Below are 26,549 nucleotides of genomic sequence, written 5' to 3' on the forward strand. Positions count from 1 at the left end.
CATCAACGTAACCGGCTTGCTTAATACTCTTACTTTATTGAATCAACAAGGAGGCGACACACTGAATATCAGCGGCAATGGTATGTATTCTTTTGTGTTAAATAGCCCTTTGGGTTCTGATTACGCACTGGAAGCAATATCCAACTGTACCGATAAATGTACAATCGATTCTGCTACAGGAACCCTTGATGGAAACAATATCATTAACATCGTTTGTCAACCTCTTGCATGGGAACACCCTCTTAACATTAATGATTATGTAAGCCCGGTAGGTACGCAAAATGATTACTTTCCTAAACTTTCTATGAACTCAAATGGAGAAACCTATATGTTTTTTCAAGGCGATCATAATGGCACCATTCGCTATAACTACCTGGCTCAAAGAACCAGTGCTGGAATGTGGTCATTTCCTACCGACTCTAGCCAACCTTTCACATTAAATTCACCCAATGTAAGTAACGAACATTCTATAGTCACAAGCGCAAACCAGTCTGCCCATGCTGCATGGATTCAAGAAGACTCGTTTGATGATCAGCAAGTCTATTTTGCACATTATGATGGAACCAGCTGGGCAAAACCAAACAATTTATCCGATTTTTTAAGTATTCCAGGATCCGATGCAACAAGTTTAAATCTGGTAAGCAATTCAGAAGGTAAAACGCTATTGACTTGGAAACAAGACATTGGAGGAGGAAACTTTCAACTTTTTTTTGCTGAAAATTTTTCTGGAGCCTGGACACAAATAAGCAACTACAGTGACGCTATTCCCCCTGCAATTGTAAATGTCTTAAGCACAACTACAGACATAAATGAATTTGGAGATGCTGTCATCCTACATACACTATCTTTAGACGGAGGAATCAGCTACAAAACATTTTTAAGCCTTTATGATGCCTCAACATCATCTTGGCTCCACCCTAACGATCTTAATGACGAGATCACGGCTTTAGCCAATGTAACATCACCTATTATATCGCTGTTTGACTCTGGTGACATTCTACTGGTTGGACTTAGAAATGGTAGCCAAGCGGTTGATGCTTATACATTTTCTAAAGCTACCAATACTTGGTCTTCATCAAACCAAATTTCAGTTAACGGCAACTGTACTAACCTAGGTATGGCAACATCGTCTTCAGGAGATGCTATTGTTCACTGGAAAGAAGCCAATCAATTATTTTACGCCCATTATAAAAATCAAGTTTGGAATCTACCCAACGATGCCAATGATTTTGTCTCAACGGCCACAGGCGGAGTTTTTTCTAGCGATGCTGCAATGGATAAATACGGCAACTTTACACTTGTCTGGTCTCAATTAGGAAATGCTAACAATGATATTTATTTTGCGCACTATATAAAATCATCTGATACCTTACACACACCAAACGATGCTTCAGATACAATAAGCCCAGCAATGTCGAGTGGAGCTCTTGCCCCTCATGTAACTATGGGACCTCAGTGTCAAACGGTTATAGCCTGGTCTGAAAGCGATGGTTCACAAAATCATATTTATATGAGTGAATATAAATAAGTGATTAAACTCTTATACATTTAAACAACGGTAAGCTTTTAGCATGCTTGAACAATCCGCTAAATTCTTTCCAACAATATCATAAGCCACACCATGCGCTGGTGAAACCCTAACAAACGGTAAACCCAAAGTAATATTAACAGCTTGCTCAGTTCCTGGATATTTGGCTGCTACCAAACCTTGATCATGGTACATGGCTAAAATAGCTGTCCATTGTTTGGTTTTACGCGCCTGTGAAAACAAAGCATCGGCAGAAAAAGGACCTTCGACAACATAACCTTGTTTATAAAGTTGTTCTATGGCTGGTTTGATGATGGTTTTTTCTTCGCTGTTCTCACTGAGTTCACCGCAGTGAGGGTTCAGTGCGCACACTGCTATTTTTACAGAATCTTTCCCTAGACTTTTAAAATGTGTCACCGTATCTTGAACAGCCATAACAATTTTTTCCTGGCTAATGTTATGGCTGACATCTTTAAGTAAAACATGATTGGTCAATAAAACAATGTTCAACTCATCATTGCTCAACATCATCCATGTTTGCTTAACTTTGGTCTTTTCTTGTAAGTACTCAGTGTGACCAGCAAAATCTTTGATCACCTTTTGCATAATTTTTTTATCCAGTGGTGCGGTGACAATGGCTTGCAACTTTTGCTGCATGGCTTGCTCAATAGCAGCATCCAAAGATGCTTTGGCAATTTTAGCTCTTTGTATTTTATCACCAGGCTGTGCGTAGGCCTTGATAGGAAGGCCTTCCCACACAATGCTGCCCTGTTGAATAAGCTCTTTGTAGCCGGATAAAAAGTTCTGTTCTTCAGCCAAAGCTTCAAAACTTTTTTGATCTGAAAAAATCTTAACGGTGTCGGAATCACCCAGCTTGCACTTAAGCAAACTCTTGGCAATAATCTCAGGCCCTATGCCCCAAACATCTCCCAGTGTTATACCAATTGCTTTAATCACGCCTTCAATGCTGCTTGCTTAATATTTTTGAATATTGGCTTTTCTACGTAAATCAATGACAAAACGTTCAAAAGCTTTAGCCAACAACTTACTTTCCTCTTGTTGCTTGTAAGCTTCAACCATGGCATCGCTGATTTCAATATCTACGTATTGTTTGTCTTTTAAAAATAAAAGATAAAAACCATTTTCATCTTCAATAACACTACTCTTTTGGCCTGGCTCGAGTGACTCGGCTGCTTGTAAAATATTTTGCTTTAAATCTGTTTTTTTAACCACACCCAAGTAGCCTCCTTCAGTGGGAGCTGGACCTTCAGTATGTTTTTTTGCTTGCTTAATAAAGTCATTCTGGTTTTTAATTTTGCTGTTAATTTTTTGTACTTCCTTAAGACTGCTTGTTTGTCTGGCCTTAAAAAGCATATACAGCTCAAAAGCATTGTCTTTTTTTTCACTGGCTTGTTGTTGCTTTTTTTCTTCTAACACTTTTTTTATATTATCAACGCTTAAATCTTTAAGTTTTGGACGAATCAACCATGCCATCAAACGACCTTGCGCTTGTTGTTTAGCCAAGCTTTGTTTGTATTCTTCAAAAACAACCCCTTCTTGCTTTAGTGCAAACCGAAGTTCATCAATGTTTTTCATGCCATTTTGCTGCATGACTGATCTAAGCGATGCTTGAATGTCTGATTCAGAAGGACCAAAGCCACGCTTTTCAATTTCTTGTTCAACCAACTTATCATTAATCAATTGGTCCATTACTTTAGTATTGAGCTCCTCTGTTGTAAGCGTTTTCAGATTAGGAGCCTGAGCAAGCATGCCACGCCTGGTTGATTCTAAGTCTGACATTAAAATAATTTCATTGTTCACTCTGGCAACTACTTTATCAATTACTTTTGCCCAAGCATGCTTGCCATGAAACATAGTAATTAACAGGCCAATACTACATAGTGTTGTGTTTAATTTAAATTTTTTCAATAAGTGCATAATTTCTTTCAATTTTTGTTTGTGAAAAAAAGTTCTGTTTCCATTCTAATAACACTTTTTCTTTCTTTTTTTCCAATAAAAGTGCATTTATTTCATCCTTCACATGTTCAAAGCTCGGTATATAGGCTGGACGCACTTTAATCAACTTTACAATATGATAGCCGTAGTCAGACTTGATAATGCTACTGATACTGTCTTTTTTTGCGCTTCTCAAGTATTGCACAATGGCTTTGGGTAGCAAATCAATTTCATACCATCTGGCTGGTGTATACCTGATATCTAAAACATCCATATCCACCTGCAAGGATTCAAAACCCTCCTCACCTAGTTTTTTATAGGCATTAACGGCTTCTTGTTCATATTTACTTTCTAACATTTCCAGCATGTATTGTTTTTTTTGTTCAAATTTTTTTTTATTGTTTTTATAGAACACTTTGAGTTGCGCAACCGATGGCGGGCTGATGTCTTGGGTAATGGCTTGTTGCACTTTGGTCAATAGTAAAAAGCGTTTTATCTTTTCATTGATTTGCTCAATTTCAAGTCCTTCTTCTTTTAAAGAGGCCGGCATGGACTCTTTTTGGGCATTGATTTCTTGTTGATTAACGTCAAGCCCTCTTTTTTTAGCTTCTAAAATAAGTGCAGTCTCTTCTATCAACTCATGGATCAGCATTTTTTTAAGTGCTTGTTTTTCTTCAGAGCCCAATACATCTAGGTTCAATTGGTATTCATTTATTTTTTGTTCAAAATCTTGGCGAGTTATTGAGTATCCATTGAGCTTGACCAGAACTGTTGCATGATCATTGCGCTCGCAAGAAAACAACAAGCCTAAGATAAAAAACACCATGGCAGGCCATGCTGGTGAGTTGTGTAAAGAAAGAGGTTTCACTGCTGTGCTAATTTTTCAACGTTATTTTGCAAAACTTTGATCGATGCGTTGCTGCGCAATTCTACCAATTCATTTTCAAGATTTTTTTTGTTTTTTTGCTGTATCAAATGTTGGCGTATGTCTTTTGCAAAATGTTTTAAGTCTCTTTTGTCGCCAGTAAGAACAATAATATGATAACCAAATTGCGTTTTGATACTCTCTGAGACATCACCCACTTTTTCCAAAGCAAAACTGGTTTCTGTAAATTCTTTGACCATGGTTTTTCTATTAAAGTAGCCCAGATCACCACCGTTATTTTTAGTCCCTGGATCTTCTGAATGTTGCTTGGCCAATTGGGCAAAATAGTTTAATTTTGGATTGGCCAGATAGTCTTGTCGAATTTCTTTTATTTTAGCTTTTGCTTGTTCATCGGTTCTTCCAGAACCTTCTCCAGAACGAATAAGAATATGACTGGCTCTAACCTGACTGAACAGGTCTTTATTCTGCTCAAAAAATTGAGCCACCTCTTTATCAGTTACATTAGCAAGCTTGGTATTGTAGCGTTCTTTTAGATACTCTCTTACCATCGCTTGCTTAACATCATAAGAACGCTCGTGAATCTTACTTTTGACTGCTTGCTGATACAAAAGCTCTTCATCAATTAGATCTCTTAATAAATCTGTCCGGTTTTCCTGTTTCTCATAGTTTTTAACCGGAATTTCACTGACTTTGCTTAAAGCCATCTGGAAGTCTCTCACTGTGACATGTCTTTTATTTACATGGGCCAACACTTCATCCCTTTGCGAACGCATACCGCAAGAACTCAATGAAAGGGCTAAAAAGAATATTAAAATTGGTTTTGCCTTCATAACTGTGCTGCATAATATACGGGCCACCGTACTTTTTCAACATATACAGCTTAAAATTATGCTAATCTTTTCTTCATGGTCTTAAACCTGTATTCTTGAACTGGGTAGACTGCAGGTTATAATAACAAAGCTTGACTATGAATTGAGTTTTAAAGTGATTTATTATAGAAACAGTGCATGAAAACTATAATTTTTACCCTATCTTTTTTTTTATCTTGTACCACTTTGCTTCAGTGCGCTTCATCCAAAAAAATCAACCCTGTTGAGCAATACATGACACGATCAGGTTTAAACTACCAACATTTTAATAAGAACATTCGCCCGCAAGATGACTTGTATAGCTTTGTCAATGGCCACTGGATGGATACCTATAAACTCCCTGCTGACAAATCAAACTTTGGTGCATTTGGCGAGCTGCATGAGCAATCCAGAAAAGATGTCAAAGCAATTATTGAAGACGCTTCAAAGCAAGACAGCAAGAATGCTAAAAACGTAGCTGCACTTTATCAAAGCTATATGAATAAAAAATTACTGAATAAAAAAGGCTATACCCCACTTAAAAAAGAGCTTGCTGCCATTGATGCAATTGAAAATCTAAAATCACTTTCTGCGTACATGGGCACCTCTCAAATTATATCTGAAGCACCCTTTAGTTTTTACGTTTATGCAGACAAAAAGAACCCGGATGTTAACGTTTTATACCTTCATCAATCTGGTCTTGGTCTTCCCAATCGAGACTTTTATTTTGAAAAAGATAAAAAAAGTGAGTCTATTCGTAGTGCTTATGTTGCATACATTCAAGATCTCTTAAGCAAAATAAATTATCCCAAGCCTGAAAAAACTGCTCAAGCCATTATGGCACTTGAAACCCAGTTGGCTCAGCATCAGTGGACCAAGGAAAAGTTGCGTGACCCCATTGCTCAATACAATCCTAAACAAGCAAAAGATATTAAAAAACTTTTATCCAATTTGGATTGGGACGCTTGGCTGCAAACAGCAACCCTGCCAAAAAATTTAGATGGCGCAATTGTTGCTCAAGTAGACTACTTTAAAAAGCTCAATGATATGATTACAGACGTAGCTTTAGACCAGTGGAAAGCCTATTTCACCTGGCACATGATTAATTCTAAAGCGGACTATCTATCCCAAGACTTTGCCAAAGCAAAATTCAACTTTTATGCTGGCGTTTTAAAAGGCGTTAAAAAACAAGAGCCGCGTTGGAAAAGAGCGGTTAATTTGGTCAATGCCTCTTTGGGTGAAGCTGTGGGCGAGATGTACGTTAAAAAACATTTTCCTGCTGAATCTAAAAAACAGATGAATATCCTGGTTGAAAACCTAAGAAAAGCCTATGCGCAATCCATCAAAGAGCTGGACTGGATGGGTGAATCCACCAAAAAACAAGCTTTGATCAAACTGAAACAATTCACGCCCAAAGTAGGTTACCCCAACACATGGATCAACTATGATTCACTAGAGCTTTCTGAAGATAGTTTATTTGCAAACATGCAGGCCATTACTGTATTTGATGCACAAAGAAACATCAACAAACTCGGTAAACCGGTGGACCGAGAAGAATGGTTCATGACCCCGCAAACGGTCAACGCCTACTATAGTCCAGTGATGAACGAGATTGTATTTCCGGCTGCTATTTTACAAGCCCCTTTTTTCAATCCGCAGGCAGATGATGCCGTCAATTATGGCGCCATTGGCGCTGTGATTGGTCATGAAATGGGTCATGGTTTTGATGATAAAGGATCCTTGTATAATGGCAAAGGCGAGTTAAAAAACTGGTGGACAGAACAAGACAAACAAGCCTTTAAAAAGAAAACTGAAAAATTGGTTGCGCAATTCAATGCCTTTACCGTGCTTGATGGTGAACTGCATGTCAACGGTGAATTCACCCAAGGCGAAAACATTGGCGACTTAAGCGGCTTGACTATAGCTTATAAAGCTTATCGTTTATCACTCAATGGCAAAGAAGCCCCTGTGATTGATGGCTATACCGGTGATCAACGCTTTTTTATGGGTTGGTCACAGGTATGGCGGCGTAAATTTACCGATGAAGCTTTGGCTGACCGGATTAAAACTGACCCGCATGCGCCTTCAGAGTTTAGAACCAATGGCACCGTGATGAACATGCCGGAGTTTATGCAAGCCTTTGATGTAAAGCCAAGCGATAAACTTTACCGTGAACCCAAAGACCGGGTGAAAATTTGGTAAGCTTTTAAACCTAAACCACGCTTTCTAAAAAAGCCTTGGTTTCTTTAAAGGCGTCCATGTCATGGTCAATGGATATGCTTAAACGCTGATCGGGGTGCAATTGAATTTTTTCATTGCGCTTGACCTGCTTTAAAAGCTTATCCATATTGATCGGGGCTTTGTCACTAAACTCTATGCTTGGGCCTTCATCAGAGATCCTTAAAACGCTTACACCACAATTTTTAGCAACAATTTTTAGTTGAATAACCTCAACTAAATTTTCTACGGTTCTTGGAATAGGCCCAAATCTATCTCTTACCTCAGTAATCAAGCTTTCTAAGGCTTGTTCATCTTTGGCTGCAGAAAACCGTTTATACAGAACCAGCCGCTCACCGGTATCTCTAACATACTCCTCAGGAAAATATGCTGGGAGCGTGGTTTGAATTTCTGGTTCAATTTCTTCAGGCTGCTCTTCTTCACCTTTGAGTTTGCGCACTTCTCTTTCTAATAAAGAGGCATAGAGTTCAAAACCTATTTCTGCTACATGTCCTGATTGAGCAGAACCCAACATATTGCCTGCCCCTCTAATTTCCAAGTCATGCATGGCTATTTTTAAACCAGACCCCAAATCGGTAAAACGTTGAAGAGCCTTAAGCCGTTTTAAAGCATCACTGCTGATAATCTCTTCTCCAGGAATCATCAAGTAGGTATACGCTTCTCTATCAGAACGCCCAACCCTACCTCTTAATTGATACAGCTGTGCCAGGCCAAAGCAATCGGCTCTGTTGATGATCATGGTATTGGCATTGGGAACATCAACACCCGATTCAATAATGGTGGTGCTGAGCAAAACATCAAACTCTTTTTTAATAAAGCCCAGCATTTTTTGTTCAAGCATTTTTTCATCCATTTGGCCGTGGGCAAATTCAATTTTGGCTTCTGGCACCAGCGTTTTTAGATGCAACCACTGAGCTTCCATCGTATCAACTCTGTTGTGTAAAAAGAAGACCTGTCCTTTTCTGGCCAACTCTTTTCTGATGGCATCCCTTATCAAGGCATCGTCATTTTTACATAAAAATGTTTTCACGGCTTTACGGTCCAAGGGAGGCGTATTGATAATGGATAGATCTCTAATCCCGGTCATGGATAGTTGTAAAGTTCTGGGAATTGGGGTTGCTGTTAAGGTAAGAACATTAACTTGATTGCGATAACTTTTGATGGTCTCTTTATGTTTTACCCCAAAACGATGCTCTTCATCTAAAACCAGCAAACCCAGGTTTTTAAATTTGATATCTTTGGACAGCAAACGATGAGTACCGACGACAATATCCAGTTCACCCTGAGCCAATTGTTCTATGATCTTTTTTTGAGCCGCCTTTGTTTGAAACCGGCTTAAAAAATCAACCTTAACTGGATAGCCTTGCATGCGCTCTTTAAAGGTTTCATAATGTTGTTGACATAAAATGGTTGTCGGCACCAATACTGCGGTTTGCTTACCTTCCTCTACGGTTCTAAATGCTGCGCGTAAGGCAATTTCAGTTTTACCAAAACCCACATCACCACACACCAGCCTGTCCATGGGCTTTGCACTTTCCAGATCTTGTGCAATGTCATCTATGGTTTTGAGTTGGTCCGGGGTTTCTTCAAAAGGAAAATCACTTTCAAAGGCTTTGTACATTTCATCTGCAGCTTGGTAAGCTTTACCACTGGCCAACTGCCTCTTGGCATAAAGCTCTATCAGCTCTTGCGCCATTTCTTCCACGGCTTTTTTGGCTTTGGCTTTGGTTTTTTCCCAGGTAGAATTTTGACCTAATTTGTCGAGTGTTGGTTTACGTCCTTCACCGCCAACATATTTGTGAATTCTGTTGAGTCTATAAACAGGCAAAAACAATTTATCCTGACCGGCATATTCTATTCTTAAAAAATCATTTTCTAAGTCATTGAACTTGATTCGCTCTAAGCCTTGATAAACTCCTACCCCATGGTCAATATGAACAATGAAGTCGCCCTTGCTTAAATCTTGTAGAGAATTAAACTGCTGCGCTGCTTGTACTTTTTGCTCAACCACTTTCTTTTTTGAACCAAAGATATCTTTGCTGCTGATGAACACTTCATGACCGTCATGATCTATAAAACTCTCAGATAAATAGCCCTGCAACAATGTGATGTCCGTTTTTTTAGAATCATTAGCTGACTGTGATGTGTTGTTTAATTTTAAGGCAGCTGAAAATTCATGCTGTTGTAAAATTTTCTTTAACTTATGTGCATCACTCTCTTGTTCACAGACAACAGTCATTGATCTAGCATTATCTCTTTGTTCAGCAATAAAGTTTAGCAAAGGCTTTAAAGGCTCTTGCTTTTTATGTTCAATTTTAAGGGCTTGACGGAGCTCTATCAAACCGGCAATATTTTTTTTAATTGTTTTATTCAGCGTTGTGCTTTCACTGTTGCTTTGAATATCTTGTAAAACAACTCTTGATTGCTCACCCCATAACTTAAAATTTTTTTCTGCTTCAATAAAATGTTCTTGCGGATAACACCGCACCTCTTCTTGATCTTGTTGCGCACCTTTTTCCTCAAGTCTGTCCATCAACTTTTTTTGGTTCCGGTTTAAAACCATGGGATCTATGCTTACCCAAACAGCCTGGGCATCTTCTTTGATATAATCTAAAATACTGTGCCGCTCTGGATAAAACACCGGTAACAAGTCATGGTAAATGGGCAGATAACGCTGCTCGTCCAGTGCCAATAAAATATTGGTTCTTTTAGACGCCGGAATTTCTCTAGCATCCACATAAGCTTTAATATTTTTTCTAGCTGTTTGGCATACTGCTTTGGATAATAAAATTTCAGAAGAAGGAGTAAGGTTAATCTTACTCTCCTGATCAATTGACGTTTGATTAAACAGATCAAAACTACGAATGCTTTCAATTTCATCGCCAAAAAACTCTATTCTGTGCGGTTGTTGCGCTTGACTCAAAAAAACATCTACAATAGCGCCACGCACAGAAAATTGTCCTTTACCATCAATTTGCGATACTTGATCATAGCCTGCTGATATCAGGTTCTCTATCAATACTTGTCTATCGACCTCTTCTCCAACAGACAAGCTTAAGCTGCTTGACTTTAGTACAGGAATGGGAAGGGTTATTTGCGATAATGCATTGACAGGCACAAGGACAATATCTGCTTTTTTTTGCAATAAGGCATGCAGCACCTTAATTCTATCCTGCATGTCGCGTTGATCTTCTAAAAAATGTCTGGATTTAAACAAGCTTTCTTTGGCAGGGTAAGCCAAAATTTGAATTTTTTGGTTTTTTTTCTGGTACTGAGAAAAAAAACGAAGATCCTCAAAAATATTTTGTAGGGTGGTTTCATCAGGCAGTACTAAAATATGTTGTTGACCCGGTTGATAAACCTGCTCTAAAAAAATTTTAGCATACGCAGGACCCAACAAGCCTGTAAATACTGTTTTCATATGCTGTGCCTGTATCCCCTAAATTGATCGTGAGGTCAATTGAAAAGCTCTGCCTTGTTTTAGACCTTAACACCCAAAAGAATCTCACAGAAGCTAGGAACATAAATTAACATTTTTATACCTTCATGCTATGCTGACAAGATTAAGTATGCAATTAATTAACAGTGGAAAATACATCTTAAAATTTTACTTTTCTGACCCTGGCGCCAGCCCGGCATGGGTCTCAAAGTCATTTGATTATATTGATAACCTCCCTGATCATCATAGACAATCCCTGATAGATATCCATTTTAAAAATGATGGTGCCGATGTTCCTTTAGCCTTCATCAATTTGGCCAAACTGGGATTTATGGCTTTAGAAAAACGTTTTGAAAGTTCTGATCAATCCTTGAAACTTGATGATCTTGACCAAGAGTTCATTGTTCTAAAGGAAAAAATAGACTCTTTTGTTAAGCAAAACAACTTTGGCACTGAGCGTGTACAGTTCTACAGCCAAGAAATGGAAAACTTAGAAAGCCAAGTTAATTCTTTTTCAAAAAAGCTTAAAGAATCAAAAAGTTTATTTTATAGAAAAAAAGATAAACAAGAAAAACCTAAAAAAACAAAAGCACATACGACACCCTCTAAAAAATCCAATTCTAGATTGATGTTTCTGTTTTCTATTTTTTTAATTGTTTCCGGTATTGTTTTTTTCAAACCAATTTCAACCTTTGTATGGCAAATGTTTATTGGTTCCAGCGTAGAACAGATCAGCACTGAGTTAAAAGTATCCAAACATAGCATTGAGGGAAGACGTCTAACTCTTTTTGTTTCAGAGATGGAATTAAAATCAAAATCTTACAGTGAACTAAGAAATATTTTACAAACCATGTTAGAGAGATCTTTTGACAAAGGTTTTGAAAACTTTACAGTTAAAACCCTTGAAAATAAAGTCGTAGCAAAAAATATTTTGTCTAATAATAAACCTTCTCTTTATTTGTTTTATACACCATAAAACTTAAGTTTTATGGTGCAACTTTTATTGCAAAAAACCAAACAACTTTAGTTTACATTTTTTGTGTCAATAAAAATATATATGTTCCGTTGTTTTTTAGGCACCCTTTTTTGTATAATATATGCATGTACCGCAACAATAAAAAAGGATTTACCTTGGTTGAACTCATGGTGTCTGTTGTCATTCTTGGCATACTTAGCGTTGTCACAGCTTTTTCTTACATCAAAATGATGCAGGAAATACGTTCAGCCGAAGCCATGGTTTACATCAGAAAAATCCACGATGCTCAAGTTACTTTTGCTTCTGCACCGCCTTCACTTTACAGTCCCAGTTCAAGTTTTTGTAAACCACAAAATAGATTCTCTAAAATTGCATCCTCTACCTGTCCTCAAGGACAAGTCTGCAACGATATCAATGCAAAACCACCCTCAGGGAAAAAAGAGTACATTTATATCTACAGTACAAAAAGACAACATATTTTTGATGGATCTTGCGATGAATCTCAACACTATCAACGTTATGGCAGCTGGGAAGCATTAGGCATAACTGATTCTAATGAAGTTGCATCAAGTTACAATTTTAAAAATGAATTGAGTAATTTAATTGTGCCTATCGCGCAAGCAGGTTGGGGTAATTTTGTTAACGGTAACGGTAACGGTAACGGTAATGGTAATGGTAATGGTAATAACTCGAACAACGATAACAACTCCAGTGGCAGTAGTGATCCAGACCATCATTTAAACTCTGATAACAATAACAATACCGGCAACAGCAGCAGCAACAATGGCAATGGCTCTTCTCCCGCTGGTGAATGCAGTGCAGGACAAAACTCTGGAAACAGTAGTCAGGGATGTAACAATAATAATGGTAATAACGGTAATAACGGCAATAACGGCAATAACGGAAATAGTGGTAACAATGGGAATAATGATAATGATTATGCCAACAATAACTCTGGCAATGATGACCCTGACCATCATTTAAACTCTGATAACAATAACAATACCGGCAACAGCAGCAGTAACAATGGCAATGGCTCTTCCCCCGCTGGTGAATGCAGCAGCGGACAAAACTCTGGAAACAGTAGTCAAGGATGTAACAATAACAATGGAAACAATGGTAATAACGGGAACAGTGGCAACAATGGGAATAATGACAATGATTATGCTAACAATGACTCTGATGATAATGATAGCAATCAAGATGTTTCTGACGCAAATGAAAATAATCAAGATTTGAATAACGACGCTGAACAAAACAACAACAATGATATTGCCCAAAACCAGCCTTTATCAAATGACGATTACAGCATCCCTTCTAACCCAGTTAGCGTTGAACAAACAGAAGAAATCAGCGTTATTCGGATTCCTGACCCACTGCATTTTTCTTTCTTTGCAGCACAAGATGCCACAGTTATGGATGCATACAATGTTGATCATTTAAATAAAACCATCACTGTTTTTGCCGTTGCTGATACAGATGGTGACTATGCCGATGGTAACTTTACCTTTCCAGAAATTTATGAACAGGACCTGGGTAATCCAAGAAGTCATGGTAAAGTATGGACGATTTCAAGAAGTATTTATATTGACGCCAATGGAGAAGTACAAACAACAGGCGGTATACACCACTCTAACAAGGGTGAATAGAACACTATTCTTCACATAAATACTAAAAACTGCAGTTTTGTATCTGGATTTTGTCACAGTAACCCTTTATAATGAAGACCTTGATGAAACATTTTATTAAAGTTTTTCTCTGTTCAAGCTTGATTTCTGCCACTTTATTTTTTCAAAGCTGTTTTGATATCGCCTTGAATGATTTGGATGCCAATGATTTTATTGATCCCAACCTTGTCACGCCTACTCCCACTGGTCCGGTCACACCCACATTTGAAAATGATATTTTACCTGCCTTTACTTCTGCTTCATGTACCAGCTCAGGCTGTCATGGCAATGGTGCAGTGCAAGCTTCTGGATCTAATCCCCCTGGCTTAAATTTACAAATTGGCGATGGCGCCCCCAGTGGTCCCAATGAAGATACTGCTCAATATTTGTATGATTTTTTATTGGGAAACAATGGCAATACCCTTTATGTTGATACCGGCGCTGCGCAAAGCAGTTTTCTTTTAACCTATCCTCAATCCACCGGCAGTACCCACGCAGGTGGCCCCAGTGCCTGGGGAGGAACAGGTAGCAGCAACTATCAAACGGTATTGGCCTGGATACAAGCTGGCGCACCGTTTTAAGCCGTTTTCTGAGAGGGAAAAACGCTTTTCCCCTCTTGTCGAAAACGCGGTTTCCGACATATTCATAAAGCTATACTTGTGAAGAGTAAGGCATTGCCTTACGAAGAGCTAGTATAACTTATGCCGCCCACGGCACCCTTTGCGCTCGCAAGCGCTATCGCAGTGCTTGCTCGTTCTTTACCAAAAGGTTCCCGACACTATATTGATAATCAAAATTATTTTTATGCAACATGAAGGCCTTGAGGGCTTTAGCCCAATCAGCCGAATGTTCATAAAAATAATTTTACTGGATTTTAAAAATACCTAAAAAAAGGGGACAGCTACCTTTTTATTAAAAAGGTAGCTGTCCCTGAAATAAACTAAGCCTGTTTAAAAATACCATGCAACAAGTCTTTCAACTGATCTGGGTTGACCAGTTTTTTTCCTTGTTCTGTTCGCTGTTTGATTTCAACTTTGCCTTCAGCCAAAGCTTTGGCACCCACCGTGATCTGTACCGGGATGCCCAATAAATCGGCATCTTTAAATTTTCCACCCGTGCCCATTTTACGATCATCGTACAAGACGTCATAGCCCAAAGATTTGAGTTGCTCATACACAGTATCGGCTGTTTCTTGAACATCCCCTGGTTTATGATCTGTACTGATTAAATAAATATCAAAGGGAGCCAAAGCTTTTGGCCAAACAATGCCAAATTCATCATGATTTTGTTCTATCGCCGCGGCCGCTGTTCTGGCAATACCAATACCATAGCAGCCCATGACCATGGGCTGCTGTTTGCCATTTTCATCTAAAAAGTTGGCGCCTAGTGTTTCACTGTACTTCGTGCCCAGCTTAAACACATGACCCACTTCAATGCCCCGTTCAATGTTAATGGGAGTTTTGCATTTTGGACAAGCGTCACCGGCTTTGACTTCACTCAGTAAAACATGCTGATCCAAATTAAAATCTTGTCCCGCAACAACACCTCTGGTGTGATAACCTTCTTTGTTACCGCCACTGGTGTAGGCCTGACCCTCAACAATAAATTTATCAACAATCACTGCTTCCAATGCATCTGCCTTAATGTTTTGAGGACCAATAGAACCTGGATAAACACCCACCAATTGCTTTACTTTTTCTTCTTCAGGCAAACGCATGTGTTGACCCTTAAGATAACGGAGTAAGGCAATTTCATTGAGATCTCTATCTCCTGGCAAGACCACGGCATAGAACTTGGAATCCACTTCCACAATCAAAGTTTTTAAAACGGTGTTGAGTTCAATATTTAAAAAGTCTGCCACCTCTTTGGTTTTTTTCATATTGGGCGTGTGTACATCTTCTTGCTTGATCTGATCTGGATTATTCACGACTTGATCAATGTAAGCATCGGCCTTCTCACTGTTGGCCGCATAGTCACAGCTGCTGCACACCAAAACCGCATCTTCGCCAGTCTTGGCCATGACCATGAATTCTTGTGAGAGCTGCCCACCAATGTTACCTGAGTCAGCTTCTACGGCTTTAAAACGCACACCACATCGGGTAAAAATGTTTTGATAGGCCTTAAACATTTTTTGATAACTTTCATCCGCTGCTTCAGAGCTGACATCAAAACTGTAAGCATCTTTCATGGTAAATTCACGCGAGCGCATCACACCAAAGCGTGGTCTGACTTCATCTCTAAACTTGCTTTGAATTTGGTATAAATTCACTGGCAGCTGCTTGTAAGACTGAATCTCACGGCGAACTAAATCAGTGATGGCTTCTTCGTGTGTGGGTGCAAAACAGTACTCTCTGTCTTTTCTATCCTTGATTCTTAACAGCTCTTTACCCGTGCTTTCCCAACGGCCACTTTCTTCCCACAACTCTTTAGGGTGAATAGCCGGTAAAGAGACTTCCATGGCGCCGGCAGCGTTCATTTCTTCACGCACGATTTGCTCAACTTTACGAAACACTTTTAAACCCAAGGGCAAGACATCATAAATGCCGGCGGCAAGCTGACGAATCATGCCGGCTCTTAGCATCAGTTGGTGACTGACAATTTCTGCTTCTGCTGGAACTTCCTTTTGGGTAGGACAAAAAAACTGCGAAAACTTCATGTTTGTCCTATAACATAAATCAATTGTTTTTCTTACAATTACTTATCAAGTCCTCATAGAGTTTTTTCTAACAAGCAAAAATCTTTAGGGTTTTATCAAAGTGCTTCCTATTGTGATGAGGTAGGTGCCATGCAACAAAAAACCTTGTTTATCAAAATATTGTGTATAGTACGGTTTATTTGTTTCTTCATTTTCTTGAGGTAGAAAAAAAACATTCTGCAAACATACATACTGTTCGGTTTTTGCTGCCTCTTCCAGTTTCTTGAGTATATTGCTATAATTTTGATCATGTTCTTTTACGCAATCATCATTTTCTTCATCACTATAAATATGTTGTTTTGAAATGTTGTACAACCCAAGGTCTGGAATTGCAATAAGAAAGCCCTCATAAGTGTATGGATTGGGCTCACTAATTTCAATACCTGGTTGAATAGCAAAAATTTCAACTTTAATGGTATCTTTTAGAACATTTCCACAAACCTCTTCCGTTGCAATGAGTGAATTTTGTGCATATACAGCACTTGATATTAAAATTATGCTTATCGTTGTAAAAATAATTTTTGCACTTTTTTGAACTAACATTTTATCCCCTTATATTTATTGTATTGTTTACTTACACTCAAGCTTTTTTGACTCGCGTTTTTTGATGCATCATCAAAATTCACATTGGCCGGCTGCTGTCCAGCACCCATGAAAATTACATCCACCGCTTTTTTATAATTTAAAGTTAAATGATATCAATCCCCATTAAAAGCAGAACCAAGACCGACATATTATATCTTTCATTTTAATTCAATCTCTTTTTTATTGTTTTGTCATCGATACTTGTATGGATTTGTATACTTTTTAGATGAATAGAAAATAAACACGACTGCATATTTTTTCCCTGTATTTTTGCTGAATATGATACAATAAGATTATCTTATTAAGCATTACATATCTGTATGTCTTATTCCGTACACAAGAACTTATCCCTATTTTGGGTCATCAGGATTATATCCAACAAAGGAGTTTTATTTGAAAAAGCCTAAATTGATCAAACACGCATCCAATAACCCCGATCACGTTTTTGAACTGTCGCATCCTGAGTACGCACAAAGCTTGTTTGGAGAAAATGATGGCAACTTAAAACTCATTGAAAAAACCTTCAATGTTGATATTTTGCCGCGTGGAACACAATTGCATTTTCAAGGCAATCCACAGAACATCAAAAAATCCATTGATACCCTTAGCCAGCTGCAAGCAGTTTTGGTTAAGCAAAAAAAGTTATCCCAAAAAGATATTGATATGCTGATTCGTGGTGCTCAACATGGTCAAGATACGCAAATCAAGGATTATTATGACCATTCTCTGGGACAAAACAAACTCAACCAGGCCATTACCCCCAAAACTGAAAATCAAAAAACATACATTGATACCTTACAAAAATCCGATATTGTTTTTGCCTGGGGTCCAGCAGGTACCGGTAAAACCTATTTGGCCATGGCCATGGCGGTTGCAGCCCTACAAAAACGTTTGGTTAAAAAAATTATTTTAACTCGCCCCGCGGTTGAAGCCGGAGAAAAACTGGGCTTTTTACCCGGTGACTTGGCTGAAAAAGTCAACCCATACTTACGGCCTTTGCTGGATGCCTTGCATGACATGGTAGAAACCGAACGGGCTTTTTCCTTGATTGAGCGTGGTATTATAGAAGTGGCCCCTTTGGCTTTTATGCGTGGCCGGACCCTCAACAATGCTTTTGTGATTTTGGACGAAGCGCAAAACACCACTGCAGCTCAAATGAAAATGTTTTTAACCCGCTTAGGTTTTGGCAGTAAAGCTGTGATTACCGGTGACGTTACCCAAATCGATTTACCCAGAGGGGATGCTTCTGGTTTGGTTGAAGCTTTAGATATTTTAAAAAATGTTCCTGGTATTGGTTTTGCCAAACTAGACAGAAAAGATGTGGTGCGTAACCCCTTGGTGCAAAAAATAGTTGAAGCTTACGAGCTAAACACATAAAAGCTTAATGTGCACAATCAACATAATGTTTTAAGCTCTAGCGAGCACCCGGATTGGGAAATTTTTGAACAGCAAGCCCAACATGATTTGAAACACTTGCTCACATGGCAACAGCAACAAGCCAGTGAAGTTTCTGTTGCTTTTGTTGCTGAATCTACCATCCAACAGCTGAATTTGGACTATAGACAAAAAAACAAGCCCACCGATGTGCTGTCTTTTGAGCAAGATGAAAGTTTTGGTGAATACCATTGTTTAGGTGATATCATCATTTGTGTGCCCATAGCCCAAAAGCAAGCTGTAGAAAAATCTGTAACTTTAGCGGATGAAATAAGACTTTTGCTCACACATGGCTTTTTGCATCTCTTAGGCTACGATCATGCTGAAGCGGAAGAAGAAAAAATTATGTTTGCATTGCAAGATGAACTGGTGCAAAAACTCAAGCAAACTGCTATATCTTCTCAATAAAATGAACTTCAATCTTTTCTGCAATTATAAACCTTACCTTATCTACGCTACATGCATTGTGTTATGGGTTTTTTCATTTCCGGCCACCTATGACGGTCAGTTGATCAGCCCACCCTGGCTCAATGCTTTTTGTGTGACTTTTTATTTTTTATTTTTTTTAGCCAGCATACACAATAAAAAACCCAAAGCGGCTTTTAAAACTGCTTTTTTCCTAACCTTTATTGCTTACTGTTTTGTTCTCAATTGGATCAGGATTTCTATGCATGAGCATGCCGGTATGCCTTTATGGCAAGCACAAATTGCGCTTATTATGGCTTCTGCAATTGTTGCTCTATATCCTGCTTTGGCTGCAACTGCATATGCTTACTGTTCATCTTGGACAATATCCAAAAGACAAAAAGTCTTACTGGGTATTCTTTGTTTTTCTAGCATGGAGTGGCTCAGACAAGTGACACCCTTTGGTGGGTTTCCCTGGGTGATGCCCGGCTATGGCTTGCATGCCTTATCTGCCCTTTGTCAAATCAGCTCGGTTTTGGGTGTCTTGGGTTTAACGGTGGCTTTGTATGTATTTCAATTTTATCTCTTTCAGGCCGTGCTTGATCGATCTTTACGTTTGGGGCTTGTAACGATTCTTTTACCCTCAATACTGTGGCTTGCAGGCTTGGCTCAAATTCACCAGGTTCAATCTTTAAAGGTTAAAACACTGAATATGGCTTGGATTCAGGGCAATATTCCTCAAAGCTTAAAGTGGACAACCCAAGGAAAAACCATGGCCATGGAGGTTTACAACTCACTGTCCAAAGAACATGTAGCTCGTGGAGCAGAGATTATTGTTTGGCCAGAAGCTGCTGTAACCCAAGTCTACAATCAAGAACGACAAAAAAATCTTAAATTTAGTGCGGATTATTTGGAAAACAGCTACTTGTTATTTGGGGCACCTTCATACACTTACAAAAACAAAAAACGGTATTTCCAAAACTCAGTATTTGCGGTCAATAAAGACAACCGCCTTTTAGCCCGCAGTGATAAGTTTCACTTGGTTCCTTTTGGGGAATATGTTCCTTTTCCTTTTAGTTTCATAGAAAAATTAATACCTGCCGCCGCCGGTAGTTTTATCTCTGGATCTGAACAAGTCATTATAAAGCTTCCTCAAGCAAACTTTGGTACCTTGATCTGTTATGAAAGTTTATTTTCATACTTATCACGTCATGCTGTGATCCAGGGAGCGGATATTCTCATTAACCTCACCAACGATGCCTGGTTCAATGAAAGCTCTGGTCCCTATCAACACAAAATTTTTGCTAAATTTAGAGCCATAGAAACCCGGCGTAGCCTAGTCAGAGCCGCCAATACCGGTATCTCAACTTGGTTTGATGCCACTGGCAAACAATACCAGCACCTTGACTTGTTCAAACGCGGAAGTTTACAGGCCCAGATCCCAATCTATACATCACGTTCTTTTTATGTACGTTTTCCTCAACTCATGCTGTATATCATTGTCTTGGCATGGTTCATATTGTTGCTAAATCTACAAAAAGCTCGTAAAGATAAACTGTGGCCCTTTTAGATGCATATCCCAAACCGTATTGGTTGATTGTGTTGTGTTTATTGCTCAGCAGCGCCATTTTGTACGTTTTACCCCAGCGCTTTTGGCTACGTTTTTATGTTTCTGTTTCACAAGTCAATAGCGAAAACCTTGATGAAGAACGTTTTATTGCCTTAAAGAAACAATTCTTGCCACAAAGCACGCAATGCAAAAAAAGCTCAGCCCAAAATACTTATTTTTGTACCCTAGACAGTACCTTGAAGTCTAAGCAAAAAAAGTATCTGAAACAAATTCAAAATAATCGCCGTTATGGTTTTTTGAGTAAGGCCGCGTTTTCTGACCTCTTAGAACAAAAGGTCTCCAAAATTCAGCAACTGCGGCAAAGCAATGTGGATCTTGAACTCAAGCTCATTGACTTGGATGAAAAGTTGTCTGAAGAGGATAAAAAAATAATCCAGACCTGGCAAAGTCAAATGCAAGCCATTGAAAATGAATTAAACTATAATCAACAACGCTTAACCTTCTTTGAAAATGCCCAAAAGCAAGCAGAAGAATCAGACAGTAGCCCTTCACTTTATCAAGAAAAAGTCCAAGAGCTTCAAAACACAATTGCTGAGCTTGAGCTTGAAATGAGCAGCCTCAATACCCAAAAAGAAAACTTTAATGCCAATCAAATTGTTTATCTTAAAACTCAAGAAAAACTCAATAGCAATAATGAAGAGCGTGAGACCCTGATTAAAAAAACCTCTTTTTTAGAAGACCTAAACAACAGCTACAGCAATCAAAACCATGTTCCTGATCCAGAAAAAACCCAATGGCAAATCAAAAACTTAAGCCAAAAAACCCAGCGTTATAGCTTGGCCAAACTGTTTTACGTTATTCCACTGGCAGCGTTATTGTTTGGCCTGTGCATTCATGGTCAGCAACATTTAGTGCACACACGCAATCAATACAATTTAAACACGGATGACATGGCACAGATAATCAATGCTCCTTTTTTAGGTGATCTAAACCCTTTTTTATTGGCAGGTGATGATCATCAAACAAGTGCTGATAATTAAGCTCTTTTTTTCTTAATATTCAGGCAAGCTCAATGATTGAAAAACGTAAAGCCCCCAGAATCCCGGTCTCCATGCGCGTTGATTGTGAAGGTATTGATCCTCTGTTTTCTTAGGGGGAAACGCTTCCCCCTCACTGACAAAAAACGTGGTTTTTGTCAGCTCACCCCCTGCGAACAAAACACTATAAAATTGCTTTGCCCATCCAAATAATGTTATGCACATTCTTATCCATGATTGAAAAACGTAAAGCCCCCAGAATCCCGGTCTCCATGCGCGTTGATTGTGAAGGTATTGATCCTATAGCTTTTGGTTATGCGCAAAATTTTTCACTGCAGGGGATGGCCCTTTTGGTTCACTTCCAAAATCATAGCGATATTTCCCCCAATGAGTCGGTGATTTTAAAATTTATATTGCCTGGCAGTGCCACAGCTTTGAGTCTAAAAGCAAAAATAACTCGTATTACGCAAGCCAGTGACAAAGAAATGCTCATTGGTGTTCAGTTTTCTGATCTACCTGATATTGCTCAGAAAGAATTAAGCTTTTATATGGCCAGTCAAAATACTTAACTTTGCGAAAAATTTTTTGAACTCCATTCTATGGACTGATTGAGATCGGTTCACATGTTATTTTTTTATTCATTAAACAGCCCTGTTGCACCATGAAGGTCCATTCTTGATCTCTTCAATATGCATGCTTTATTGAGTCTTGATGGCAGTTATAATCGATACTTTTTTATAGGGAAAGCGCGATGATTATTTTTATTGTACTTGTTCTTTGCTGTCCACCCATCAATACCGAGAATAACTTTACACGATTCATGGTTTTACATGAAAAACATGTCTAATTTTTCTAGTATAAATACCATACATTGCCATACATTATATCAACACTTTATCCACAGCTGTGGATAAGTCTTAAACGTTTAAAAATTTTTAAAAAAATAAAAACAAAAATTTGACCTTTTTAAAATTAATAAATTCAGGTATTTAGAAAAGTAAATAAAATTAATCATTTTTTATTCTTGCCTTTAATTTTCAATACTTTTGGACTTTTACACAGACTTATCCACAGGCCTATACACACTCATGCGGCAGAACACGAGTTGTTTGTGTTTTATACAGCTTGCAAAAATTGACGGCATATAGCCAAGCGGCCTAACTAACGGTATATCTTGATAAACAAAGCTTGGACAATTGCCATGATCAAAAGCACCAAATCTTCATAAACTGTAGCCATGGTTAAAGGTCTCTGTAAAAACACACCAAAACAGCCGCAGTTATCAATCGCTATACCACGATATAGGGTAACAAGCGCCAAAACAAGATACATGGCCTGAACAGCCACTACAGCATAAGCAGTATGAAGCAATTTTTTTTGCGTTGCCAGTGCATAAGCCAAAAGCAGTTCAAACAAACTAAACGCCAGTGCAAAACTGAGAACAAAACCGTTCATCTGCTCTAAACCTGGTAATTGATAGGCTATTATGGCTTGCGCAAAACCACGGTTATCTAAAAGCTTACCCAAAGAGGTGGTTAAATAAATAAGGACAAAAAGATAACGAATGATCCATAAAACAATCTGCATTTAATCTCCCAACAAAGCTTTTTTTAACTGTTTGGTGGGAGGGTTTTCACCAATAAAGGTGAGCAGAATCACTTGACTAAAAATAGGGTCATCCATATCGATCCACAATTTTTTATTTTTAAAAATTTTTAAACCCGTTTTTAAAAACTGATAGTCGTGCACCTCACTTTTTTCTATGGCTTGAACTTGCATGATAAATTTTTTTTGACTGTCTTTGATACCATCACAAAAGGTTTGGCAATTACTTTCTATGGACTTAAGCCAAGCTTCTTGCGTCGCTTTTAAATCAACTTTATGATTGTACTTTAAACGAATCAATACTGGATAAGCTTGTTTTAAAAGTTTACTCGTACTTACGGGCTTGAGCTGTTTATGACCATAAAGCGCTGCTTCATAGACACTGGCCCAATAATATTTTCGTTTACCTTGGCCTATTTTTATCAAGCTTTGCTGCTCAATCGTCAGCGTTTCTGGGAAAAGTTGCGTTTCTTTGGCCTCAAGCTGAAAAAAGCCAAAACTCAATGAAACCATAAAAAAAATAAATCTACTGTTGGCCATGAATGGTCCAATCGTATGAAATGAATTTGACTTTATACTCCTTGGGAATAGTGTGCTCAGTGTGTTGATTAATGTAATCTATCAATGTCGGTGTTTGTTTATTAATAAAGTCATCTTTGTAAAAGCTCAAAATTTCTGAAACATAGACCGTCTTATTTTCTGAGTTGATCTGTAAATTGCGTTTTTCACTAAAAAAAATCTGTCTGGCTTCATTGAGTTCTTGTTCAATATGATCAGCAGTAAATGGTTTTTTGGGTAAGATGGGACAAGAAACAGACATGCAGTTGAGTGCAAAATGAATCCGTTCATCAAATTTTTTACGGATGTATGTGTTTTCCAGCGTGTACAAAGACATCTTTTTTTTGGCAATGTGCAGCTTGGTTAAAAAGAAAAAGCGTATTTTACCAAAACCCTGGTTGGTTCTGGGAATAAAGCTCTCTAAAACATTGTACATGGACATGGCATTATACGTATTGATCATGTGCGCCAACAATGCATTTTGTGTAGTAAATTCAGAAAAAGGGGTGTGCGCTATATAAGACACATAGAGGTTTAAATCATCCTGCTGTTGGGCCAAATCCTTGAAATTGACTTGCCCTTGCTCATTGACATGTTCTTTTAAAACCCTGCTGTAAGCATTGATGGCTTGAGTATGACCATAATCAGTTTTGTTTTGAAGGCTCGGTATCTTGCGCACGCATGCTGATAAGCTTAAAAGAAGGGTGACAAGCATTATACTTTGTTGAGTATTTTTTTTCATACTACGGGCAGCACTTCGCTATCTTCACCATTAATTTTCTTTTGTCGATAACGACCTTTAAGACGTTTCACAGGCAATTCATTCAGATCCAATTGATTTTTATTTGGATTTTGTTTGTTGTTGTCTACCGTTGTCCCTGTCAATGGATTCCATACTGCTTCTTGCTCACCCTTTTTAACGGTGAGGTTTTGCAAAATAAAGTCATCTCGCTTTGCATTGTGCACACACATTGAAATTGGACCCTGGGGGGTTGCGACCATAAATACACAGCTTTCACAACGCTCTTCATCCAAGTGTTTTTCATCCATGAAGTTATGAATAAAATAGGTCATCTTTTGCACTTTTCCTTTTGACTGAAGTAAGGCACCTTTCATGGCCCATAATTTTCTCAACACATACGCCGTCAATGGCAGCCATAGCGATGGATTTGTTAATACAAGCTTGGCAAAATAATTTCCGGTGTTGGATTTTTCTTCACGATCAATATTAAACTCTGCTGATTGCTGAATGATGGTTTTAAATAATTTGGTTTTTTCCAAAAAATTAAATGCTTTATTACCGGCAACCAAGGCAATGCCATAACGATTACAGTCATGATGACCAATATTGGCAACGTCAAAATTAATTTTGCAACCTGCACCCGCATTGATTTTTTCACTAACTGTTTCTGGTGTGATCATAAAGTCACGTTCTCTAAGAACCCCACGTCCAGTATCCGCCTGTAATTGAAAGGAGGCTAAATCTACTTTATCAGCATGCGCATTAAAAAAACGCACCAAATCAGGAATTTCATGAAAATTGCCTTCATACACAGTGGTGTTAAAGAAAATATTTAAACCTGTGCCATGCGCAGCTTCAATGTACTTTTCACGAATACGATTCAACTCAATTTCTGTATTAAACCCTTTACGCTCCTGAGTTAAATCAACATGAAAAGCAACATCCACCAATCCGGCTTGCTTTAAGTCCAGCAACAAATCTCTTTTGGCCAGAATGCCGTTGGTAAACAGTGAAGTTTTGAACCGATATTGCGCTGCATACTCTACTATAGCAATCAGTTCCTCTCTTTTTCTTAAGGTAGGGTCTCCACCTGAGATTTGAATATCCGTTTCAGGACCAAAATGTTCATAAATATCATCTAAACGTTTGTACACTTCTGCAAGGGGAATATCTTTAACCGCTTCAGAAGCATCAGAGAGATAACACAAGGTACAGTCTAAATTGCAGCGCTGGGTAATTTCTAAAGACACACAGCCAATAGGCCAGCGTCGTCCTGCCATTTGATAATCATGCCATTGGCCATAATCCTGCATACGCTGCTTGGTTTGACGTTTATAAACGCCATCCTTGGGTGGGTGGGAGTAGGGCTTCCAGTTTTGAATTTGCTCATCAGACAGGTATTTGGGTGTTTTTTTCATGATCGCCTTTGAAAAATTATAAGAATTATCTGTACGTCATCATACACAGATGCGTCAGAGAATAAAGCTCTATTTTTCTTCTGGGCAAGAAGTCTATCTATACCCTATGTTGAGTAAGTTTTTAGATGGCAATATCGTCTTTGTCTTGGTTTTCAACCCGTTTCTTCATCAAACTGATAAGATGAGAAAAACCTTTATCTTTTATGATTTTATTGAATTGGCTTTGATAGGTTCTAACCAAGTTGACATCATCTAATGTGATGTTGTAAATCATCCACTGTTTATTTTGCTGCAACAAGTCATAACGAATATCAATGTTAGCATCTTCTTGTGAAACCGTTGATGTGACGCTGGCATTATCACCTTTTATTTTTTGATTCTTGAATGTGACTTCATAATCGCCAATAATATCACGTGAGCGTTTCAAATAAGAGCTTTCCACCAGCTGAATGAATAAGTCAGAAAACTGTTGTCGGTTTTTACTGCTTTGTGTGTTCCAGTGTCGACCCAAGCTTCTTTTGGCTAACTCTTGAAAATTAAAAAATTCTCTTACTTGTTGCGCAATACCATCTTCTCTATTTTTAGAATTGGGTTGATCTACAAAACTGCGTAGTTTTTTTGTGTAGTTGGCAATCACTGCCAAGGGTTGATCTTGCTCTATATTTTTTTGCTCGGATTTAATTCTAATCCGTTCATTTTTACTTTCCGCTGCCAGGGGCTTCTGAATACTTTTTACATCCTTGGTGCTTGCAACATTTTTTTCTTGCTTATTTTTGTCCAAAGCTTTTATTTCTGCATTTGCTTGTTTAACCTGTTCATTGCTCGCCTTAACTGCATTGCCTTTATTTGCACAGGAGGCCATCAAGCCCGTTAAAACCAAAACCATTAAATATTTCATCTTATTCTCCTCGCTGTTTAAGCGCTATCACCAATTGCTCGTTTGATTCTAGACAAGATAAGCT

The 26,549-nt window shown here is 38.4% G+C and carries 22 protein-coding genes; 10 read left to right on the plus strand and 12 right to left on the minus strand.

Annotated elements, in window-relative coordinates; translation table 11 throughout:
* Window positions 1-16: 16 nt before the first annotated feature.
* Window positions 17-1,528 (plus strand): hypothetical protein, encoded by a 1,512-nt coding sequence (locus MRY82_10080; protein ID MCI5073267.1) that lies wholly within the window; start codon window positions 17-19, stop codon window positions 1,526-1,528.
* Between the two features lie 12 nt (window positions 1,529-1,540).
* On the opposite strand, the gene MRY82_10085 is transcribed toward MRY82_10080, so the two are convergent.
* The 4 genes from MRY82_10085 to MRY82_10100 are packed head-to-tail and all read right to left on the minus strand — an operon-like array spanning window position 1,541 to window position 5,143.
* A complete protein-coding gene (locus tag MRY82_10085; protein ID MCI5073268.1) occupies window positions 1,541-2,485 on the minus strand; it encodes a 4-hydroxythreonine-4-phosphate dehydrogenase PdxA in 945 nt (314 codons plus the stop codon).
* 18 nt (window positions 2,486-2,503) lie between these two features.
* Window positions 2,504-3,466, minus strand: a complete 963-nt coding sequence (locus MRY82_10090; GenBank protein MCI5073269.1) for a SurA N-terminal domain-containing protein — start codon at window positions 3,464-3,466, stop codon at window positions 2,504-2,506.
* Complete coding sequence (locus MRY82_10095) at window positions 3,444-4,352, minus strand: peptidyl-prolyl cis-trans isomerase (protein MCI5073270.1); 909 nt, start codon at window positions 4,350-4,352, stop codon at window positions 3,444-3,446. The genes MRY82_10090 and MRY82_10095 overlap by 23 nt, the downstream gene beginning before the upstream one ends.
* Window positions 4,349-5,143: a peptidylprolyl isomerase gene (locus MRY82_10100; protein MCI5073271.1), complete on the minus strand. Its 795-nt coding sequence runs from the start codon at window positions 5,141-5,143 to the stop codon at window positions 4,349-4,351. The genes MRY82_10095 and MRY82_10100 overlap by 4 nt, the downstream gene beginning before the upstream one ends.
* Window positions 5,144-5,377: 234 nt before the next feature.
* Here MRY82_10100 and MRY82_10105 point away from each other — a divergent pair, with 234 nt between their 5' ends.
* Window positions 5,378-7,420 carry a M13 family metallopeptidase gene (locus MRY82_10105; GenBank protein MCI5073272.1) on the plus strand — a complete coding sequence of 681 codons (2,043 nt, stop codon included), beginning with the start codon at window positions 5,378-5,380 and terminating at the stop codon, window positions 7,418-7,420.
* A gap of 10 nt (window positions 7,421-7,430) precedes the next feature.
* Here MRY82_10105 and mfd read toward each other — a convergent pair whose 3' ends face one another.
* Complete coding sequence (gene mfd / locus MRY82_10110) at window positions 7,431-10,877, minus strand: transcription-repair coupling factor (GenBank protein MCI5073273.1); 3,447 nt, start codon at window positions 10,875-10,877, stop codon at window positions 7,431-7,433.
* A 148-nt stretch (window positions 10,878-11,025) separates the two neighbouring features.
* Between mfd and MRY82_10115 the strand changes: the two genes are divergently transcribed.
* The 3 genes from MRY82_10115 to MRY82_10125 all read left to right on the plus strand — a co-directional run bounded on the left by MRY82_10115 (window position 11,026) and on the right by MRY82_10125 (window position 14,119).
* The gene (locus MRY82_10115; GenBank protein ID MCI5073274.1) at window positions 11,026-11,871 is read left to right on the plus strand and encodes a hypothetical protein; all 846 of its coding nucleotides are present in this window, start codon (window positions 11,026-11,028) and stop codon (window positions 11,869-11,871) included.
* A 125-nt stretch (window positions 11,872-11,996) separates the two neighbouring features.
* Window positions 11,997-13,520: a type II secretion system GspH family protein gene (locus MRY82_10120; GenBank protein MCI5073275.1), complete on the plus strand. Its 1,524-nt coding sequence runs from the start codon at window positions 11,997-11,999 to the stop codon at window positions 13,518-13,520.
* An 83-nt stretch (window positions 13,521-13,603) separates the two neighbouring features.
* Window positions 13,604-14,119: a hypothetical protein gene (locus MRY82_10125; protein ID MCI5073276.1), complete on the plus strand. Its 516-nt coding sequence runs from the start codon at window positions 13,604-13,606 to the stop codon at window positions 14,117-14,119.
* A gap of 359 nt (window positions 14,120-14,478) precedes the next feature.
* Here MRY82_10125 and MRY82_10130 read toward each other — a convergent pair whose 3' ends face one another.
* A complete protein-coding gene (locus MRY82_10130) occupies window positions 14,479-16,194 on the minus strand; it encodes a proline--tRNA ligase (protein MCI5073277.1) in 1,716 nt (571 codons plus the stop codon).
* 84 nt (window positions 16,195-16,278) lie between these two features.
* The gene (locus MRY82_10135; GenBank protein MCI5073278.1) at window positions 16,279-16,776 is read right to left on the minus strand and encodes a hypothetical protein; all 498 of its coding nucleotides are present in this window, start codon (window positions 16,774-16,776) and stop codon (window positions 16,279-16,281) included.
* 435 nt (window positions 16,777-17,211) lie between these two features.
* Between MRY82_10135 and MRY82_10140 the strand changes: the two genes are divergently transcribed.
* The 5 genes from MRY82_10140 to MRY82_10160 all read left to right on the plus strand — a co-directional run bounded on the left by MRY82_10140 (window position 17,212) and on the right by MRY82_10160 (window position 21,833).
* A complete protein-coding gene (locus MRY82_10140) occupies window positions 17,212-18,195 on the plus strand; it encodes a PhoH family protein (GenBank protein MCI5073279.1) in 984 nt (327 codons plus the stop codon).
* A 9-nt stretch (window positions 18,196-18,204) separates the two neighbouring features.
* Window positions 18,205-18,660: an rRNA maturation RNase YbeY gene (ybeY, locus tag MRY82_10145; protein ID MCI5073280.1), complete on the plus strand. Its 456-nt coding sequence runs from the start codon at window positions 18,205-18,207 to the stop codon at window positions 18,658-18,660.
* A gap of 58 nt (window positions 18,661-18,718) precedes the next feature.
* Window positions 18,719-20,227: an apolipoprotein N-acyltransferase gene (gene lnt, locus MRY82_10150; GenBank protein ID MCI5073281.1), complete on the plus strand. Its 1,509-nt coding sequence runs from the start codon at window positions 18,719-18,721 to the stop codon at window positions 20,225-20,227.
* The gene (locus tag MRY82_10155) at window positions 20,215-21,267 is read left to right on the plus strand and encodes a hypothetical protein (GenBank protein ID MCI5073282.1); all 1,053 of its coding nucleotides are present in this window, start codon (window positions 20,215-20,217) and stop codon (window positions 21,265-21,267) included. Before lnt ends, MRY82_10155 begins: the two co-directional genes overlap by 13 nt.
* Window positions 21,268-21,497: 230 nt before the next feature.
* Window positions 21,498-21,833 carry a PilZ domain-containing protein gene (locus MRY82_10160; protein ID MCI5073283.1) on the plus strand — a complete coding sequence of 112 codons (336 nt, stop codon included), beginning with the start codon at window positions 21,498-21,500 and terminating at the stop codon, window positions 21,831-21,833.
* 592 nt (window positions 21,834-22,425) lie between these two features.
* Here the strand turns inward: MRY82_10160 and MRY82_10165 are convergent.
* The 5 genes from MRY82_10165 to MRY82_10185 form a co-directional block, all read right to left on the minus strand.
* Window positions 22,426-22,851 carry a hypothetical protein gene (locus tag MRY82_10165; protein ID MCI5073284.1) on the minus strand — a complete coding sequence of 142 codons (426 nt, stop codon included), beginning with the start codon at window positions 22,849-22,851 and terminating at the stop codon, window positions 22,426-22,428.
* The gene (locus tag MRY82_10170; protein ID MCI5073285.1) at window positions 22,852-23,409 is read right to left on the minus strand and encodes a chalcone isomerase family protein; all 558 of its coding nucleotides are present in this window, start codon (window positions 23,407-23,409) and stop codon (window positions 22,852-22,854) included.
* A complete protein-coding gene (locus tag MRY82_10175; protein MCI5073286.1) occupies window positions 23,396-24,169 on the minus strand; it encodes a DUF547 domain-containing protein in 774 nt (257 codons plus the stop codon). Before MRY82_10175 ends, MRY82_10170 begins: the two co-directional genes overlap by 14 nt.
* Entirely contained in the window at window positions 24,166-25,587 is a 1,422-nt protein-coding gene (locus MRY82_10180) for a radical SAM protein (GenBank protein ID MCI5073287.1), read from the minus strand. The genes MRY82_10175 and MRY82_10180 overlap by 4 nt, the downstream gene beginning before the upstream one ends.
* A gap of 121 nt (window positions 25,588-25,708) precedes the next feature.
* Window positions 25,709-26,485, minus strand: a complete 777-nt coding sequence (locus tag MRY82_10185; GenBank protein ID MCI5073288.1) for an ABC transporter substrate-binding protein — start codon at window positions 26,483-26,485, stop codon at window positions 25,709-25,711.
* Window positions 26,486-26,549 lie beyond the last annotated feature (64 nt).

This window comes from bacterium, from assembly GCA_022763185.1.
GTDB lineage: Bacteria > Bdellovibrionota_G > JALEGL01 > JALEGL01 > JALEGL01 > JALEGL01.